12 protein-coding genes are annotated in these 16276 nt (G+C 38.6%); all 12 read left to right on the top strand.

From position 1 onward, the window contains the following. The first annotated feature begins 1197 nt into the window (after positions 1 to 1197). Positions 1198 to 3393 carry a GumC family protein gene (locus tag ACYRY3_RS42045; protein WP_460207778.1) on the top strand — a complete coding sequence of 732 codons (2196 nt, stop codon included), beginning with the start codon at positions 1198 to 1200 and terminating at the stop codon, positions 3391 to 3393. 88 nt (positions 3394 to 3481) lie between these two features. Further along, positions 3482 to 4423 carry a glycosyltransferase family 2 protein gene (locus ACYRY3_RS42040; RefSeq protein ID WP_460207777.1) on the top strand — a complete coding sequence of 314 codons (942 nt, stop codon included), beginning with the start codon at positions 3482 to 3484 and terminating at the stop codon, positions 4421 to 4423. Between the two features lie 118 nt (positions 4424 to 4541). Further along, positions 4542 to 5876: a flippase gene (locus ACYRY3_RS42035; RefSeq protein WP_460207776.1), complete on the top strand. Its 1335-nt coding sequence runs from the start codon at positions 4542 to 4544 to the stop codon at positions 5874 to 5876. Between the two features lie 98 nt (positions 5877 to 5974). Continuing rightward, the gene (locus tag ACYRY3_RS42030; RefSeq protein ID WP_460207775.1) at positions 5975 to 6901 is read left to right on the top strand and encodes a glycosyltransferase family 2 protein; all 927 of its coding nucleotides are present in this window, start codon (positions 5975 to 5977) and stop codon (positions 6899 to 6901) included. A gap of 375 nt (positions 6902 to 7276) precedes the next feature. Then, the gene (locus ACYRY3_RS42025; protein ID WP_460207774.1) at positions 7277 to 8215 is read left to right on the top strand and encodes an O-antigen ligase family protein; all 939 of its coding nucleotides are present in this window, start codon (positions 7277 to 7279) and stop codon (positions 8213 to 8215) included. Beyond that, positions 8196 to 9461 carry a glycosyltransferase family 4 protein gene (locus tag ACYRY3_RS42020; RefSeq protein ID WP_460207773.1) on the top strand — a complete coding sequence of 422 codons (1266 nt, stop codon included), beginning with the start codon at positions 8196 to 8198 and terminating at the stop codon, positions 9459 to 9461. The genes ACYRY3_RS42025 and ACYRY3_RS42020 overlap by 20 nt, the downstream gene beginning before the upstream one ends. Positions 9462 to 9477: 16 nt before the next feature. Beyond that, complete coding sequence (locus tag ACYRY3_RS42015) at positions 9478 to 10494, top strand: hypothetical protein (RefSeq protein WP_460207772.1); 1017 nt, start codon at positions 9478 to 9480, stop codon at positions 10492 to 10494. A gap of 57 nt (positions 10495 to 10551) precedes the next feature. After that, the gene (locus tag ACYRY3_RS42010; protein WP_460207771.1) at positions 10552 to 11532 is read left to right on the top strand and encodes a glycosyltransferase; all 981 of its coding nucleotides are present in this window, start codon (positions 10552 to 10554) and stop codon (positions 11530 to 11532) included. A gap of 75 nt (positions 11533 to 11607) precedes the next feature. Then, a complete protein-coding gene (locus ACYRY3_RS42005; RefSeq protein ID WP_460207770.1) occupies positions 11608 to 12501 on the top strand; it encodes a glycosyltransferase family 2 protein in 894 nt (297 codons plus the stop codon). A 20-nt stretch (positions 12502 to 12521) separates the two neighbouring features. After that, positions 12522 to 13718 (top strand): glycosyltransferase, encoded by a 1197-nt coding sequence (locus ACYRY3_RS42000; protein WP_460207769.1) that lies wholly within the window; start codon positions 12522 to 12524, stop codon positions 13716 to 13718. Positions 13719 to 13762: 44 nt separating this feature from the next. Beyond that, positions 13763 to 14536, top strand: coding sequence for a WecB/TagA/CpsF family glycosyltransferase (locus tag ACYRY3_RS41995; RefSeq protein ID WP_460207768.1), 774 nt, complete (start codon positions 13763 to 13765; stop codon positions 14534 to 14536). 189 nt (positions 14537 to 14725) lie between these two features. Then, the gene (locus tag ACYRY3_RS41990) at positions 14726 to 16153 is read left to right on the top strand and encodes a sugar transferase (RefSeq protein ID WP_460207767.1); all 1428 of its coding nucleotides are present in this window, start codon (positions 14726 to 14728) and stop codon (positions 16151 to 16153) included. The last annotated feature ends 123 nt before the right edge of the window (positions 16154 to 16276 follow it).

The following is a 16276-nucleotide window of genomic DNA, read 5'->3' as shown; positions in this document are numbered from 1 at the left end:
TGAGTTGCCATTCTCTTAAACAACACTCTGTGTATGGTGTCGCATATAGGGGTGAATCAAAGTTCACCCTTATAGGTTTAGAGGTGTAAGGAAAGATTGTGTTTTTTACGAAAGACCCAGCAATAGACGTGTTTTTAACATAAAAAGAGTATCAGTTACCTAGAACAGCAAAATTGCTTACTCGAATTTAAGAAACAGTGGACAGAGTTTGCTTGTTTGCATTCTCAAGCTGGCGGAATTAGAGAACCCTGAGTTTACTGAGTTTACTTAAAAAATCGAGAAAAAAATTAAGCAGAAGTCAAAAGCTTTGTGTTGCAAAGGTGTGATTCCTCATGGGGCGGGTTTGTTTTATGAACAATTGATAGAAGTGACTTTGAAAACTTCTTTTTTTCTACGTAACTTTTAAGTATGTTGTGTTATGTATGTAAAGAGAACATACTGCTATAAATAAATTTTTGATAAAGTTACTTAACTAGTGTTTTCTCAAGGGAATGGAATGATAAGATGTTGACATTGAGAAAAACTGTGGGTCGTGTATTGTGTACTGTCAGTATGTAGATAACGGAATCAAAATTGCGACCTGTCGATCTCCGTTACTACACGGTAGAGAGGTTTGATGAATATTAAACAAAACTCTTCCGTATTTTTATCTACCAGGGACATAGTTTAAAGCGAAAATACATAGGGGTGCCGCTCTTTTGAGCAGACGGTAGGACAACAAAGAGCAAAAGCTCACATGGTTGTCGAGTCAAGATAAAGAATCAATTATCGGGACAAAACGACAACTGGGAAAAGTGCCAACCGTCAGACAACAACCAAGACATATGTGAGTATCTACCGCTTCAGAAAATAGGTATTTCGCACGCGCAAGGGAAGGATTCAAGGAAATAATCAATTGCTTGAGTTCCTATAGCGTATGGGAGCTAGAACATGGTAAATGGGAGAAAATGCTGCAAGTCAAAGGAAGCGAATTATGAAGACGGTGATTGCGAGAGTATTACAACAGGCGAAGTGACGAAGAAAAAGGCGCTCGCTCTGGTAGCGACAGAGCAACCGCAGTTGTTTGAACCCTTTTTTGTCTTCCTAAAAGAGCCTTACTCAAATAATTGACTCTTAGTGAAAACTATTAATATCTGCAAGGAGAATAGTTAGAAACAATCTGCTGCAAACAGTCTTGTTTTCTATACGTTTGTACATATGACAATGGAATCTTTACCGAAGTTTGAAGAAGTAGATGTTCAAAAATACTTACAGGTTTTGCAACGACGTTGGCTATCTGTAGTAGGAGTTTTTGGAATAGCTGTTACCCTTGGAGCTTTATACGCGCTTTCCCTGAAACCTGCATTCAGGGCAGAAGGAAGTTTGATGATTAAAACAAATCGCACTTCCTCACTTACAGGCTTACCCCAAGACATAGGACGTTTGGAAGCATTGAATCAGAACGACAATCCTTTAGAAACTCAGGTAAAAATTGTTTCATCAAATCCAGTGCTTCAGGAGACTATTCGTTCACTCAACCTTAAAGATAGTAAAGGCAATCCCCTGCCAATTCGCGACTTAGCTGCTGCGCTCAAAATCGTAGGAATCAAAGGCAGCGATGTGATACAAATTTCTTATATAAATAACGATCCGGTATTGGCTAGTAAAGTTGTCAACACGGTTATTGACACTTATATCAAGCAGAACGTACAGGCGAATCAGGGTGAAGCGCTGACAGCTAGAGAATTTATTGAAAAGCAATTACCTAAAGCCGAGGGAAGCGTCGTCAGAGCCGAATCAGATTTGCGGCGTTTCAAAGAGTATAACAAAATTATTGTACTAGACCAAGAAGCAAATGCCGCAGTTGATACGATTTCTAAGTTAAACAACCAAATTGCTCAAGCTCAGGCTCAACTAGATGATGTCAAAGGTCGTTTAGAACAGTTACGCAAGGAAGCTCAGGTAGATTCACAGCAAGGTCTCATTGCATCGGAATTGAGTCAAGCACCAGGAGTTCAGAAAGTCCTCGGTCAACTTCAAGAAGCAGAAAGCCAACTAGCACTAGAACGGGCTCGTTTCCAAGCCGGACACCCAACAGTGGCTAATTTAGAAGAAAAAGTTGCTGCTCTTAGGCTCTTGTTAGAAGAGCGGACAGAACAAGTCGCAGGTGAAGCACAGGTCACACAAGGAAATATGCAGATTGGACAGCTCAGACAAGGTCTGATTGCAGATATTACCCGTGCTGAAGCGCAACGTGTCGGTCTAGAAAGACAAATTGCTACACTCTCTCAACAAGTAGAAGCCTACAGACAAAGAGCAAATTATTTGCCACGGTTAGAACAGTTTCAAAGAGAGTTAGAACGCAAGCTGAATGCGGCTCAAAGGACTTACGAAACACTCTTGACAAAACTTCAAGAAATTTCTGTTGCCGAAAATCAAAAGATTCCTAATGCTCGTGTCATCTCCTACGCCTTAGTACCTGATAAACCAGCAGGTCCTCGCAAAGCCCTGTTTGTTATTGGTGGAGGAGGTCTGGGTCTTTTTCTGGGTGTCATTACCGCTTTTAGTTTAGACTTGATGGATCGCTCGGTGAAGACAGTTAAAGAAGCTAAAGAGGTGATGAGATATACCCTGTTAGGAATCATTCCAGAGATGAATCGGAATGGGAAAAACCATTTTTCTGAAGGAAGCAAATCTGTTCCCAAAATCATTGGCAGAGACGTTCCTCAGTTCCCTTTTGGTGACGCATACCAAATATTGCAAGCGAACTTGAAGTTTCTCTGTTCTGATAAACCGCTGAAAAGCATTGTAGTGTCGAGTTCCGTTCCTAAAGAAGGAAAATCTGAAGTAGCTGCAAATTTGGCTGTAGCTATGGCTCAGATAGGGCGTCGGGTGTTGTTGGTAGATGCAGATATGCGCCATCCGGTACAGCATCATATCTGGGAACTAACGAATGCTGTGGGACTTAGCAATATCATAGTTGACCAAGTCTCTTTAAATGAAGCCGTTCAAAGAGTAATGCCCAACCTAGATGTTCTTTCGTCTGGAGTTGTGCCTCCAAACCCAATGGCATTACTAGATTCACAACGTATGGCAACATTGCTCCACAGCTTTACCGAAGATTACGATTTCGTAGTTTTTGATACTCCCTCCCTCTCAGGAACGGCAGATGCAGCTGTTTTAAGCAATCTCACTGATGGTCTGTTGCTAGTAGTTCGTCCTGGAGTGGTTGATTTGGACAGCGCCAACGCCGCGAAAGAGTTTTTAACTCAGTCAGGTCAGAAGGTTTTGGGAATAGTCATCAACAGTGTGAATACTAAAAGGGAACCAGATAGTTATTTTTATTACACCAAAGATGCGCTCGAGCCAGGTATTAGCTCTAAGAGAAAGCCTTCATTAACGACAGAAGCCTAATTCCCGGTCAATAAAAAAGCTTTTAGAACTGGAACTTATTGATTTGTTGTTCCCTGTTCTTTTTCTTACACGTGGGGTTTTTCCAGCTATGGATACAAAAACAATGAAAACATCTTGTTTGATTAATAATTATAATTACGCTGGATTTCTGATGGAGGCAGTATCTAGTGTTTTAAATCAAACAGTGAAATTTGATGAAATTATTATTGTTGATGATGCCTCTACAGATAATTCGGCTGAAATAGCAGCTAAACTCGTTCGGGAAACTAATATTAAGTGTATTTTAAAGGAAAAAAATCAAGGACAGCTATCATGCTTTAATGAAGGGTTTTTAGCGGCAACTGGTGATATTATCTTTTTTTTAGACGCAGATGATATGTACGAGCGTCAATACCTAGAACACGCTCTAAATTTTTATAGGAGACATCGTGAATGCGATTTTATGTTTTGTGCCTATAACAAATTTGGAGCAGTAGAAGGAACATTTCAAGCTGATGCAGTTGATTTAGATTTGGGTTATTCGGTTATGAGAACTTTATGCATGGGTGAATGGATTGGTTCTATCACTTCAACATTATCTATGCGTAGAGAAATACTCAGAAAATTTTTACCCATTCCATATATAGAAGATTGGCGTGTCAGGGCTGATGACTGTCTGGTATGGGGAGCTTCATTGGTGGGAGCTAAAAAGTTTTATATGTCTAAACCTTTAGTCAGGTACAGAATACATGGAAATAATCACTATCATAGCAGTAAATTGGCAATAGACACGAATTACGAATACAAGCGGTTTTTAAAATGTAACTCTTTATTCAATTACATCATTCAAAAGAATAATTTTAGTCTTCCGTTATCCGTGTCTTTAACATCATTGGATGAATTTAAAACAATACCTTCTCCGAAATTGAAGGATTTTATTGTGTATTTCAAAATTGTATTTTTGTTTGAACGAAATTTCTATTCAAAAATGAAGGGTATAGTATCGTTGTTTGGATATTTGCTAAAAAATTTGGTATCTGGAAAATTATAATTAAGGTCAAAAATGATTTTCTAAAAGTATCAATAAAGTTTGGTTAATTTTATTTATGAAATTAGCAATTGTTGACACAACTGGAGATGGCTTTGTTACAGAGTGAAAAGAAAACGTAATGCTAAGAAAACTGAAACAAGAAAAGTTATCACAATTTAAATCTCGTTCCGGGCTGCGTGCAATTGTTTCCAATACAGGTTGGTTGTTTAGCGATCGCATTCTACGTATGGGCGCAAGCTTGGTTGTAGGAGTATGGGTAGCACGTTACTTAGGAGTCAAGCAGTATGGTCTGTTCAATTACGCTTTAGCCTTTGTCAGCTTATTTAGTCCAATTTTCACCTTAGGGCTGGATGATGTCGTAGTGCGCTATCTTGTCTCTAAATCAGCAAACAAAGAAGAACTTTTAGGAACTACTTTTTGGCTAAAACTGCTGGGTGGAATTGTCTCTGTGTTACTAGCAATAGGTTGTACGTTTTTCCTCGGTGAGACGGACACACTGAAGATATGGCTGGTGACGATTTTAGCAATGGCAGGAGTTTTTAGGGCGGCGGATACTATTGAAATATGGTTTCAATCTCAGGTGAAGTCGAAATACACTGTCATCGCAAAAAACGTAGCTTATCTGCTAAACACTCTTATTAAAGTCTGGCTCATTTTAACAAAAGCACCATTGTTAGCTTTTGCTTGGGTAACATTGGCAGAATCTGCGATGAATGCAATGAGCTTGGTCATGATTTACCAGAACAAAAGCAGTTCCTTGTGGTCGTGGAGATGGAGTTTTTCTACTGCCAAAACTCTTTTGAAAGAGAGTTTACCTCTGATGTTTTCAGGGTTCGCTGTTCTAATTTTTATGAAAATTGACCAAATCATGCTGGGTCAAATGATAGGAGATGGCGAAGTAGGTATTTATTCTGCTGCTGTCCGAATTTCTGAAATTTGGTATTTTATCCCAACGACTATTGTTGCTTCCGTTGCTCCTTCAATCTATGCAGCAAAGGAAACATCAGAAAGTCTTTACTATAAGCGCCTCGGACAATTACTTTCTTTACTGACATTGATATCTATTGGAATTGCTGTACCAATGACATTTTTGTCGGACAAGATAATTATGGTGATGTTTGGAAGTGGATATGCAGAGGCGGGACCAATATTAGCAGTTCATATCTGGACTTCCTTATTTGTATTTATGGGTGTTGCAACATCAACCTGGTTTATTGCTGAAGGATTGAACCATGTTTCTTTAGGTAAGACTTTACTTGGTGCTGTTCTAAATGTCATCCTTAACTTCTTACTCATTCCTCAATACGCAGGTCTAGGTGCAGCGATCGCCACCATAATATCTCAAGCTGTTGCTGCTTTCTTAAGCAATGCAATTGATAGAAGAACCCAAAAAATCTTCAAACTCCAGATTCAGTCAATATTCCTTTTTATGATGTATCTTAAGAAATCTTAACTGGTTTAATGAGACCTTGCATTTGTAGAAACTGCTTCGAGTGACACATTATTTAATTAATTTTTTTATATCAAAGAGAAACCTTCAACCCACCCAACATGAAAACACCAGTTACCTGTATTATTTTTAAACGACCGGAAACCACAGAGAAAGTTTTTGAAGTTATTCGCCAAGTCAAACCTTCAAAGCTCTTTGTGATAGCAGATGGACCTCGCGCTGACCGTGAAGGTGAAGCAGAAAAGTGTGAAGCAACCCGAGCAATTATTGAAAGAGTGGATTGGAATTGTGAAGTTATCAAGAACTATTCTGATATCAACTTAGGCTGTGCAAAACGAGTTTCTAGTGGTTTAGATTGGGTTTTCAATCAGACAGAAGAGACTATAATTTTAGAAGATGATTGCATACCCCATCTATCCTTTTTCCGTTTTTGTGAAGAATTACTCGAAAAATACAGACACGATACTAGAATTTCTACAATTTCTGCTCAAAATGTTCAATTTGGCTACAAACGCACAAATCACAGTTACTATTTTTCTCGCTACAGTCATTGTTGGGGCTGGGCGAGTTGGAGACGTGCTTGGCAACATTACGATCTTAATATCAAACTCTGGAAAGAGGTAAAAGCACAAAATCTCTTAAATGACATTTTGATAGACCCGAAAGCAGTCAACTATTGGCGGCGAATATTTCAATCTGTTTATGAAAATCCTACAGGTATCACCTGGGATTACCAATGGACATTCGCTTGCTGGATGCAGGGTAGCTTAAGCATTATTCCCAATGTAAATTTAGTTTCTAATGTTGGTGTTGGTGCAGATGCAACTCATTTTAATTCCAAGCAAAAATTCTCGTTTATCAATTTGCCAACACAAGCAATGGAATTTCCCTTGAAGCATCCACCGTTTATTATTCGTAATGCACAAGCAGATAATTTCACGCAGAAAACTGTCTACAAGGCAACTGCTTTAGATATTTTCAAAGAAAGATTGAAGAAATTTATAAATGAATCAAAACTTAGAAGATAGTGATATTTGTAATAAATTTTTAAGTAAATTTGAGGTGTAAAGTTGACGGTTAAATTTTCAGAAAGACTATTAACTATCTTACTAGTGTTTATTGCTGTAGGCACCCTGTCAATACGTCCTGCACAAGAAATTTCTCTATCTCCATTGGGAGGTAGCATGGTAGATAATTTACTCAATGTAATTTCATATATCATTCTATTTTATTTCATACTTTTATATTGGAAAGGCTTTTTGTATGTAATGCTTAAAAGCCAGATACAGTTTTTGTTACTAGCAATAATTTTATTTTCTATATTATGGTCGCCAGATATAAGCACCAGTCTCACTTATCTAAGAGGTCTCATCAGAATATATTTGATTGCGATTTATTTGGCGATGCGTTATAGCCTTACCGAACAAATGCGGTTAATAGCTTGGGGACTGGGTACAGCAGCATCGTTATCTATGTTCTTTTCCGCAGTTATGCCGGACTACATTCACGTATCATCAGAATTAGCAGGTATGTGGAGTGGAATTTTCGGTCATAAGAACGAGTTGGGATACATGATGGCTTGGAGTGCAGGCGTTTTTCTGCACCTTGGTTTGAGTGTTAAGCGGTATCAATGGTTAATGTGGTTGCTTTGCGGAGTATCAATATGCTTGATTATCCTCTCGCGGTCAACAACATCTTTGATGATTCTGTTAGCAATGATAATTCTTTTACCCTTTTACAAACTTATTAATCAAGATAACTATAAGCTGCGAGTGATTATGATTACCTTGGTTTTAATGCTACTTATAAGTTCTTCAATATTTATTACGAATAATGCAGAAGCTTTAATCGGTACTTCCGGTAAAGACCTGACTTTTAGCGGACGTTCCGATCTCTGGGAATTGATAATTGAAAAGATTTTGGAACGACCCTTGCTAGGTTACGGATTTTATGGATTTTGGGCTGGTCCCGATGCATCTAATCTCAAAGCCACTCATGATTGGGCTAGTAATTCTCATAATGGCTTTTTAGAAATGTTATTAGACCTGGGTTTCGCAGGATTTTTGACTTTTATTGCAGGCTTTAGTCGTTTTTTTCTCATGGCGGTCACTCGTGTTGTTTTAGTGGCGAAAAAACCAGAAGATTACTGGCCAGTGCAAATGTTACTCATTATTGTCATAGTGAATTTTTCCGAAGCCAGATTATTAACTCCCAGTTGGAATTGGTTAATGTATGTCACAACTTACTTATCTTTAAGTTGTGATTATGAAAGGACTAAGTTTTCATTGCCTAATAAGTTTAGCGATCGCGAGGTGAATAACAGTGAAAATTTTGCATCTTAGCACTCAGGATATTGGTGGAGGTGCGGCTAGGGCTGCATATCGTTTGCATAAAGGGTTACAATATGCAGGATTAGATTCGCAAATGCTGGTGCAAGAAAAACTGAGCAATGACAAAACAGTTTTTGCACCTAAAGTTAGACTATTTCAAGGAATAGCGAAGACAAAGCTAACATTTGAAACTTTGCCGTTAAAGATATATAATCAAAGAAAGAAGACGCCATTTTTTACTCAATGGTTGCCAGATAGAGTTGTTCCTCAAGTTGCTCATATTAATCCAGATATTATCAATTTACACTGGATTAGCGCGTCTTTTGTAAAAATAGAAACTCTAGCGAAGTTGAAGCCACCTCTAGTTTGGACTCTTCATGATAGTTGGGGGTTTACAGGTGGATGCCATGTCATTGGAGAATGCGATCGCTACAAGTTATCTTGTGGCAACTGTCCGCAACTTAACAGTCATAGCGATGGCGATTTATCTCGTTGGGTATGGCAGCGCAAAGCAAAAGCTTGGAAAAACTTAAATTTAACTTTGGTTTCACCGAGTTCTTGGTTAGCACAATGCGCTCGTTCCAGTTCTTTATTCCAAAATTTGCGAATTGAGGTCATTCCTCACGGATTGGACACTCAAAAATATAGACCTCTTCATAAAGCTTTAGGAAGAGAGATTTTCAATTTACCTCAAGATAAAAAAATAATCCTCTTTGGAGCAATAGAAGCAACAAGCGATCGAAACAAAGGCTTTCATCTATTACAACCCGCTCTACAAGAGTTAAGCAAATCCGGTAGAAAGGATGACTGGGAGTTGGTAATCTTTGGAGCATCTCAACCCGATAACCCACCCGACCTAGGCTTCAAAACACACTATTTAGGACACTTCTATGATGATATCTCTCTAGCAACAGTTTACTCTTTAGCTGATGTGATGCTGATGCCGTCGTTGCAAGAATCTTTTGGACAAACAGCATCTGAATCACTTGCGTGCGGTACTCCAGTTGTCGCATTTAATGCCACAGGCTTAAAAGATATTATCGATCACGAGCAAAACGGTTATTTGGCGAAACCTTATGAAGTTAAGGACTTTGCTAAAGGAATTAACTGGATACTGGAAAATCCTGAGAGGTATCAAAAACTATCTTTCTATGCTCGTGAGAAAGCAGAACGAGAATTTACTTTGCAAATTCAAGCAGAACGCTATTCAGCTTTATTTCAAGAAATCCTCAGAGAAACGAAAAAGGTATCAGTTTGAAAAGGAAGATGAAAATATGTCAGTGCCTATAGCTTTTATTATTTGCACAGAACCCGGTCGTTTAGAAGGACAATCTTTATTGCTTGCAGAGAGTATTCGCAAGTTCTGTGGCAATTTAAACAGTACACCAATATATAGTTTTCATCCCAGAGTGGGTGAACCTATTTCTATAGAAACTCAAAAAGCCTTTACAGCATTGGACGTTATTCACCAGCAACTTCCCATCAATCAGGAGTTCCATGAATATTATTTAGCCAATAAGCCTCTGGTTTGTGCTTATGCAGAACAGAACATAGATGCAGAAATCTTAGTATTTCTAGACAGCGATAAATGCTTTTTTTCACAGCCTGACGAGTTTTTATTACCAGAAGGTTGTAACGTTCGGATTCGTTCCGAGTACGGTCAAGGGATTGGTTCTACTGGAAGTCAAGATATCCAAGACTCGTACTGGATGAAACTGTATGAAGTACTTGGGGTAAAACGCGAGATATTTGTCAAGACACCAATTGGCAACAAAACCATTAGAGGTTACTGGAATTCTGGTTTAGTTGCGGTGAGAAGAAATGCTGGTATATTCACAGCCTGGAAAGAAAACTTTGAAAAAGTCATGCGTCTGCAAGTAACCCCTCCCCAAGGGATGTATTTTGTAGAACAGTCCGTCTTGTCTGTCACCTTATGCTCTTTAGAAGAAAATATCTCTCATTTTTCTTCTGCTTATAGCTATCCATTACCCTTACACAATCGCTTGTCAAAAGAATCGCGACTTAAAGCTTGGGATGAAATAGTCTCAATTCATTATTTCAACTTGTTTTTCTATAACGATTGGAATACACAAATTAAACGTCTGAAAAATTTTAATCGAAACTCAGATAAATATCAATGGTTATGTGAAGGGGTTGTGAGACACAAGATGCCCCGTACATCAGTTATGCACCGGCATCTGTTGACTGTCAGGAAAATAGAGCAAAAGCTCCGTGTTATTAATTTGAATATTAACGTGAGCAATTGGATAGAAAAGGTTGCAAATTTATAAATAACTTGCCGAAAAATAATTTTTAACTGAAGTAATTAAGTTAGGGAAAATATCTTTATGTTGTTTCACGGATTTTATATATTTAGTACTCAACCTCTGATTGTTTCCTTTCTTGGAAGCTATCCTTTCCTTGGTGGAATGGTTTACGAACAAAAAAAAATCACATATAAACCTCTACCCAAATGGTTTCGTCCAAAACACGTTTTGGAACACATTCCTGGATGGTGCGGAACCCCCAAGCAAATGTTACTCAGAAAGATAAAATCTACTTTACATACCTTGGAAGGAAGAACCCATCATTTAATGGTCAATGCATCAGATGAAGAAGAATTAAGAAAACGTTTTTTCGTTCGGGGAGCACACTTTAACCAAAACTTTTATATAAATGAGCATTTGTATCAAATAATAGAACAACCAAAGTTGTATGATGCAATTTACACAGCACAACTCAATCTTTCAAAGCGTCTTTGGCTGGCAAAAAATATAGCAAAACTAATGGTTGTATCCTATGGTGGCGACTTGCATGCTTTCTGCCCGGAATTAAAACACGCCGATTTCAACAAAACTTTTCTTCCACGTAAAGAATTAGCCAAGAAGTATAACCAGTCCCATACGGGTTTAATTCTTTCAGCAGTCGAAGGAGCAAACCTAGCCTCTAGCGAATACTTACTTTGTGGAATTCCTGTTATCAGTACCCCAAGTAAAGGTGGACGAGACGAATTCTTTACTCCTGAAAATTCCATCATTGTACCCCCAGACCCTCAAGCCGTTGCTCAAGCTGTACAAACTTTAAAAAAGCGAGATCTAGACCCCCAAAAAATTCGAGAACAAACTCTAAAAAAAATGAACGCTTGGAGGTTAGAGTACTGCGCTTACATCGCTAAACTCATTGAACAAGAAGGTGGTGGAAAAAAACAACCAGAAGCCATGATGGAAAAATTCTTTGCGCCACCAAATGGTATCCAATCTCGTTATATCAAGTTAGAGGAATTGCATCAATTTAATTTTGAAGAATTCAACGCTGCCTTCTCTATATAAAAAAGCAGACAGAAATCAACAAAACCAGATTACGAGGTGTCAGTACGCCTCAAACCCTTATCAATCACTAATGACATGAACCAACCACAGTTAGCAGTCATAATGACCTGTTTCAACAGACGCGAGACAACTCTTACCTGTTTGCGTGCTTTATACCAGCAGACAAAACCTTTTGATGTTTACTTAACCGATGATGGAAGTTCTGATGGTACTGCAGAAGCAGTCAAAGCTTTGTATCCACAAGTTCAGATTCTTAAAGGAAATGGAAATTTATTCTGGGTTGGAGGAATGAGACTGGCATTTGCTGAAGCAATGCAAAGAGATTATGACTACTATCTTTGGTTAAATGATGACACGATACTGGAATCAAAAACCTTTGAGCGTTTATTAGCTTTTCATCAAGAGTTATCAAACAAAGGTCATCAAAACTCAATATTAGTTGGAACGACTAAAGATTCTCTGACTGGAAAAGCTTCTTACGGTGGTGCAGTTAGATCTGGCAAATGGTACTCCAATAAATATGAGTTTGTGGGTGCAACTCAGTTTCTCCAGGAATGTGACACCATGTTTGGTAACTGTGTACTAATTCCTCGTGCTATTGCGGTAAAATTAGAGAATATCGATGGAGCCTTCATCCACAGTTTAGGGGACTTAGATTACGGGTTAAGGGCAAGAAAATTAGGTTACTCTGTTTGGGTTGCACCTGAATATGTCGGAACCTGTAGTAAAAACTCAATCCGCAATAGCTGGGTCGATACAAAATTATCTGTTTTAGAACGTTTAAAAAAAGTCGTACAAGTCAAAGCTTTTCCACCCAAAGCTTGGGCTACATTCTGTCGCCGTCATTCTGGTCCATTTTGGCTAATGTATTGGTGCCTACCTTATATACGCGCCATTATTGGTTACAAAAACTTGGCTGCATCTCCCACATTTACTGAAGATATTCCACAAAGCACTTCACAAGGTTAAGGCGATTAAGGAATAAAAAAATGCAACAGCGGCTTGGTTTTTTAGCAGCAGCGCCTCGAATTTCAACACATCCTGAGGCAGAGATGTCTGGTCCCCGTTCCCGAATTTTAGGAATCTGCAAGGGATTTAAAACACTAGATTGGAAAATCGAAACATTTATTGTGGGGGATAGAGTCTCAAAAAAATGGTCAGCAAAGGGTTCGGGTGAAGTCATTAGCAAGGGTTTCTTCCACACCTTAGCAGTAGATTTTATGCGTATTGGACTGGGTGTTATCAACTCTTGGAAAAGCTGGAAGGAACTTAAGAATCAAGTAGATTGGGTTTATGAATACGCTGCAACGCTGCAATGTCTGGGTTGGATATTTCAACGTCAAGGAATCCCTTGGATTCTGCAAGCTGAAGCTTTACTTTTTTATGAGGCTAAGGCAGAACGAAAAGCATTGATTCTGGATGGTTTAGCTCGATGGATGGAGATTCGAGCATATCAAAAATGTGATGTTTTAGCCTGTGTTAGTGAAACTCTCAAAGAAATATTAGTACGTGATTTTGGTATTAATAGTGAAAAAATTGTCTTAGTGCCAAATGGTGTTGATATTGATTTTATTAATCCAGAATTACATATACAGAAGAGAATATTTTCAGGGTTTACAATAGGTTTTGTTGGCAGTTTATATGCCTGGGCAGGATTAGATTTGCTACTAGAAGCGATATCAGATTTACGAACTGAAGGTTTGGATATATCGCTGGTAGTCGTAGGTGATGGTGCAATGCAATCTACCTGGGAAAAACAGGCAGAAGAACTCGGGATTTTGCCTCATGTCGCCTTTCTAGGTCGAGTTCCGTGGCAGGATGTTCCACAGTACATCGCGGGCTTTGATGTTGGTTATTCAGGGCAAGTTCAACTACAGATGGGAAAGATGTATCTGTCGCCTATGAAACTTTATGAATACATGGCGATGGCTAAACCAGTCATAGCATCAGCTTTTGAAGATGCTAAACGTCTGTGCGATGACACAAAAGGTTTCTTATTTCAACCAGGCGACAAAGATGATTTAAAACGTGCCTTGGTAGAAGCCTATCAAAAGAGAGAAATACTACCTTCAATGGGAAAGTGTGCTCGCCTTGAAATAGTCAATCATCACAGTTGGACAGCTAGGGTGCAGACTTTGATCGCAGGTGCTGAAGAAATATTGAAAAAACAGCGATCGCACATTTAGCGCAATCATTTCTCTACTCATACAATTTAACACTGAAAACAGTCATGCTCCAAACTTCACTTTACAAATACCTTGGCGTTCAAGTAAATCCACTTTCCATTCCTGAGTTAAATTCCTTGATTGCCGAATCTATTCAGCAGAACCAAAAATGGATTATTGCCAATCACAACTTACACAGCCTTTATCTCTATCATAACGAGCCAAAAATGCGAGCCTTTTATGCTAAGGCAGACTATACCCATATTGATGGGATGCCTTTAGTGTTGATTGGCAAGTTATTAGGTTTTCCAATCAAGCGAGAACAAAGAGTGACCTATGCTGACTGGGTATGGCCTTTGATGGCCCAAGCCGCTAGTAAAGGCTGGCGAATATTCTATTTAGGTTCAAAGCCAGGAGTCGCTGAACAAGGAGCAAGTATTTTGCGCCAGCAATTTCCTGGGTTACAGATTGCTTGCGCCCACGGTTATATCGACACGCATCAAGACAGTAAAAACAATCTCGCTACTCTGGCTAAAATCAACGCTTATAAACCTCATATCTTAATGGTGGGAATGGGTATGCCACGCCAGGAGTATTGGATTCTAGACAATCTAGAGCAAATTCAAACCAACACTATCTTGACGAGTGGAGCCTGTATGGACTACGTAGCGGGAGTGGTTCCTACTCCACCTCGTTGGATGGGAAAATGTGGTTTGGAATGGTCTTATCGTTTGTTCAGCGAACCGAAAAGACTTTGGAGGCGTTATTTACTAGAGCCTTGGTTTCTAGCCGGATTATTTTTACAAGAAATTTGGAGTCTTCCAAGTCAAGTGAAATAAAATGCAGTCATTTTCTAATTAATTCAATTGAGATTGAGTAAGTCGGTGTTAAAAAATCAATCAATGTCACAAAATAGAAAATTTGCAAACAACGTAGAAATAACTTATTTCACATTGGCTACATTGTTTTGATTTTACTGGCTTGCTTATCTCTTTCATGCATATTGAGAATTAGGAGAATTCACAATCATGACTTCCATGAATTTGTTCATAGATAGTTTAAAACCAGACTTACGTTCCCCTAAAGGCACAAGAATACAGAGAGGATTATTTATCAGACTACTGCGTGCAGTTGTACTGATGATTTTTGATGCTATGTGTATGTGCTTTGCATGGAATATAACAGCCTTTTATGACACCCCCTTTGAGTCTCCTTGGACACAAAGTTTCTTATTTCAACTGCTAAAGCTTAGCTTGCCAGTTGTTATATTTGACACGACGGGTCTTTACAAAGCAGGTATTTATCGTCGTAACTATTCAGGTATTGTCAAAGCAATTTCTCTGTCATATTTGCTTTTGTTGTTTATTGTCTATACCCATGAGTTAGGTGCCTCTATTTCTCATTTTGCTTTCCTGGCATACTGGTTCTTCTCTGTTGTTTTCATTTGCATCTTTCGTTTTTTATTTCATATCTTTACCGTTTTTTTACGTCAGAAGGGTGTAATGCGGCATCCCATTTTTATCATTGCTAATGCTGAAGAAAAAGAACACGGCATGAAAATGATAGAACAAGATTATTGGTATACAATTCAAGGTTTTGCTGACTCTAAATGTCTGGATTTAGCCAACAGAGAAACAACTTTTGAATATCTCCGAAGTCAAAATGTAGAGGAAGTATTTGTTTCTTGGAGTGCTATTCAAAATCGTCTGTTCCTTTGCTGGCATTTCTATAATGCTGGTATTACTCTCCGCATACTGCCAACAATGGGTGAACTTTCTCTTCCTAAATTTACATTTGGCATGGTTGGAGATGTTCCTTATCCAACAATTACTGCACCAATTGTTGTCGGTGTCGATTTTTGGCTCAAGCGGGCTGTTGACCTTTGTGTATCCATAACTCTAATTTTGCTGCTTTTGCCCGTGTATCTCTTGATTGCTATCATGATTAAGTTAGATTCTCCAGGCTCAGTATTTTTCAGGCAAAAACGCGTTGGTTTACACGGTCAAGAATTTAAAATTTGGAAATTCCGTACAATGGTTGCAGATGCAGAGAAAATTCAAGCTTCTTTAGAAGTGAAAAATGAAATCAAAGATGGTGTCTTTTTTAAAATAAAAGACGACCCACGCATTACAAAAGTTGGCAAATTTTTGCGCCTTTACAGTTTAGACGAATTGCCACAACTGTTTAATGTTTTAGTTGGGGAAATGAGCCTTGTTGGTCCTCGTCCTTTACCTATCCGCGATGTAGAGAAGTTTAAAACCAAGCACTTTATCCGTCAAGAAGTTTTACCCGGTATCACTGGTTTGTGGCAGGTTTCTGGACGCTCAAATATTGATAATTTTGAAGATGCAGTCAAATTAGATATGGAATACATTGAAAATTGGTCAATATGGCTGGACTTCAAAATTTTGTTGCAAACTGTTAGGGTTGTTTTGCAAAAGACGGGTGCGTACTAAGTACACATCGCAGTCAGTGTATCGTCCTTTATCGCTTGCTCAAATAGTTGTTGGTAAAAGAGCATTATTCCCTTCTTGCTAAAAAACTACATATAATGTAGGAATTACATGGGTCTGATGAAG

The sequence above is a fragment of the Scytonema sp. NUACC21 genome, from assembly GCF_054684315.1.
Note: the sequence above shows the minus strand (reverse complement) of the source record. Positions and strands in the feature narration are given on the sequence as shown.

Coding starts and splice junctions, on each gene's coding strand:
- ACYRY3_RS41990 (WP_460207767.1), top strand. CDS start 14,726: ATGACTTCCATGAATTTGTTCATAGATAGTTTAAAACCAGACTTACGT.
- ACYRY3_RS41995 (WP_460207768.1), top strand. CDS start 13,763: ATGCTCCAAACTTCACTTTACAAATACCTTGGCGTTCAAGTAAATCCA.
- ACYRY3_RS42005 (WP_460207770.1), top strand. CDS start 11,608: ATGAACCAACCACAGTTAGCAGTCATAATGACCTGTTTCAACAGACGC.
- ACYRY3_RS42000 (WP_460207769.1), top strand. CDS start 12,522: ATGCAACAGCGGCTTGGTTTTTTAGCAGCAGCGCCTCGAATTTCAACA.
- ACYRY3_RS42030 (WP_460207775.1), top strand. CDS start 5,975: ATGAAAACACCAGTTACCTGTATTATTTTTAAACGACCGGAAACCACA.
- ACYRY3_RS42015 (WP_460207772.1), top strand. CDS start 9,478: ATGTCAGTGCCTATAGCTTTTATTATTTGCACAGAACCCGGTCGTTTA.
- ACYRY3_RS42025 (WP_460207774.1), top strand. CDS start 7,277: ATGCGTTATAGCCTTACCGAACAAATGCGGTTAATAGCTTGGGGACTG.
- ACYRY3_RS42045 (WP_460207778.1), top strand. CDS start 1,198: ATGACAATGGAATCTTTACCGAAGTTTGAAGAAGTAGATGTTCAAAAA.
- ACYRY3_RS42040 (WP_460207777.1), top strand. CDS start 3,482: ATGGATACAAAAACAATGAAAACATCTTGTTTGATTAATAATTATAAT.
- ACYRY3_RS42035 (WP_460207776.1), top strand. CDS start 4,542: ATGCTAAGAAAACTGAAACAAGAAAAGTTATCACAATTTAAATCTCGT.
- ACYRY3_RS42010 (WP_460207771.1), top strand. CDS start 10,552: ATGTTGTTTCACGGATTTTATATATTTAGTACTCAACCTCTGATTGTT.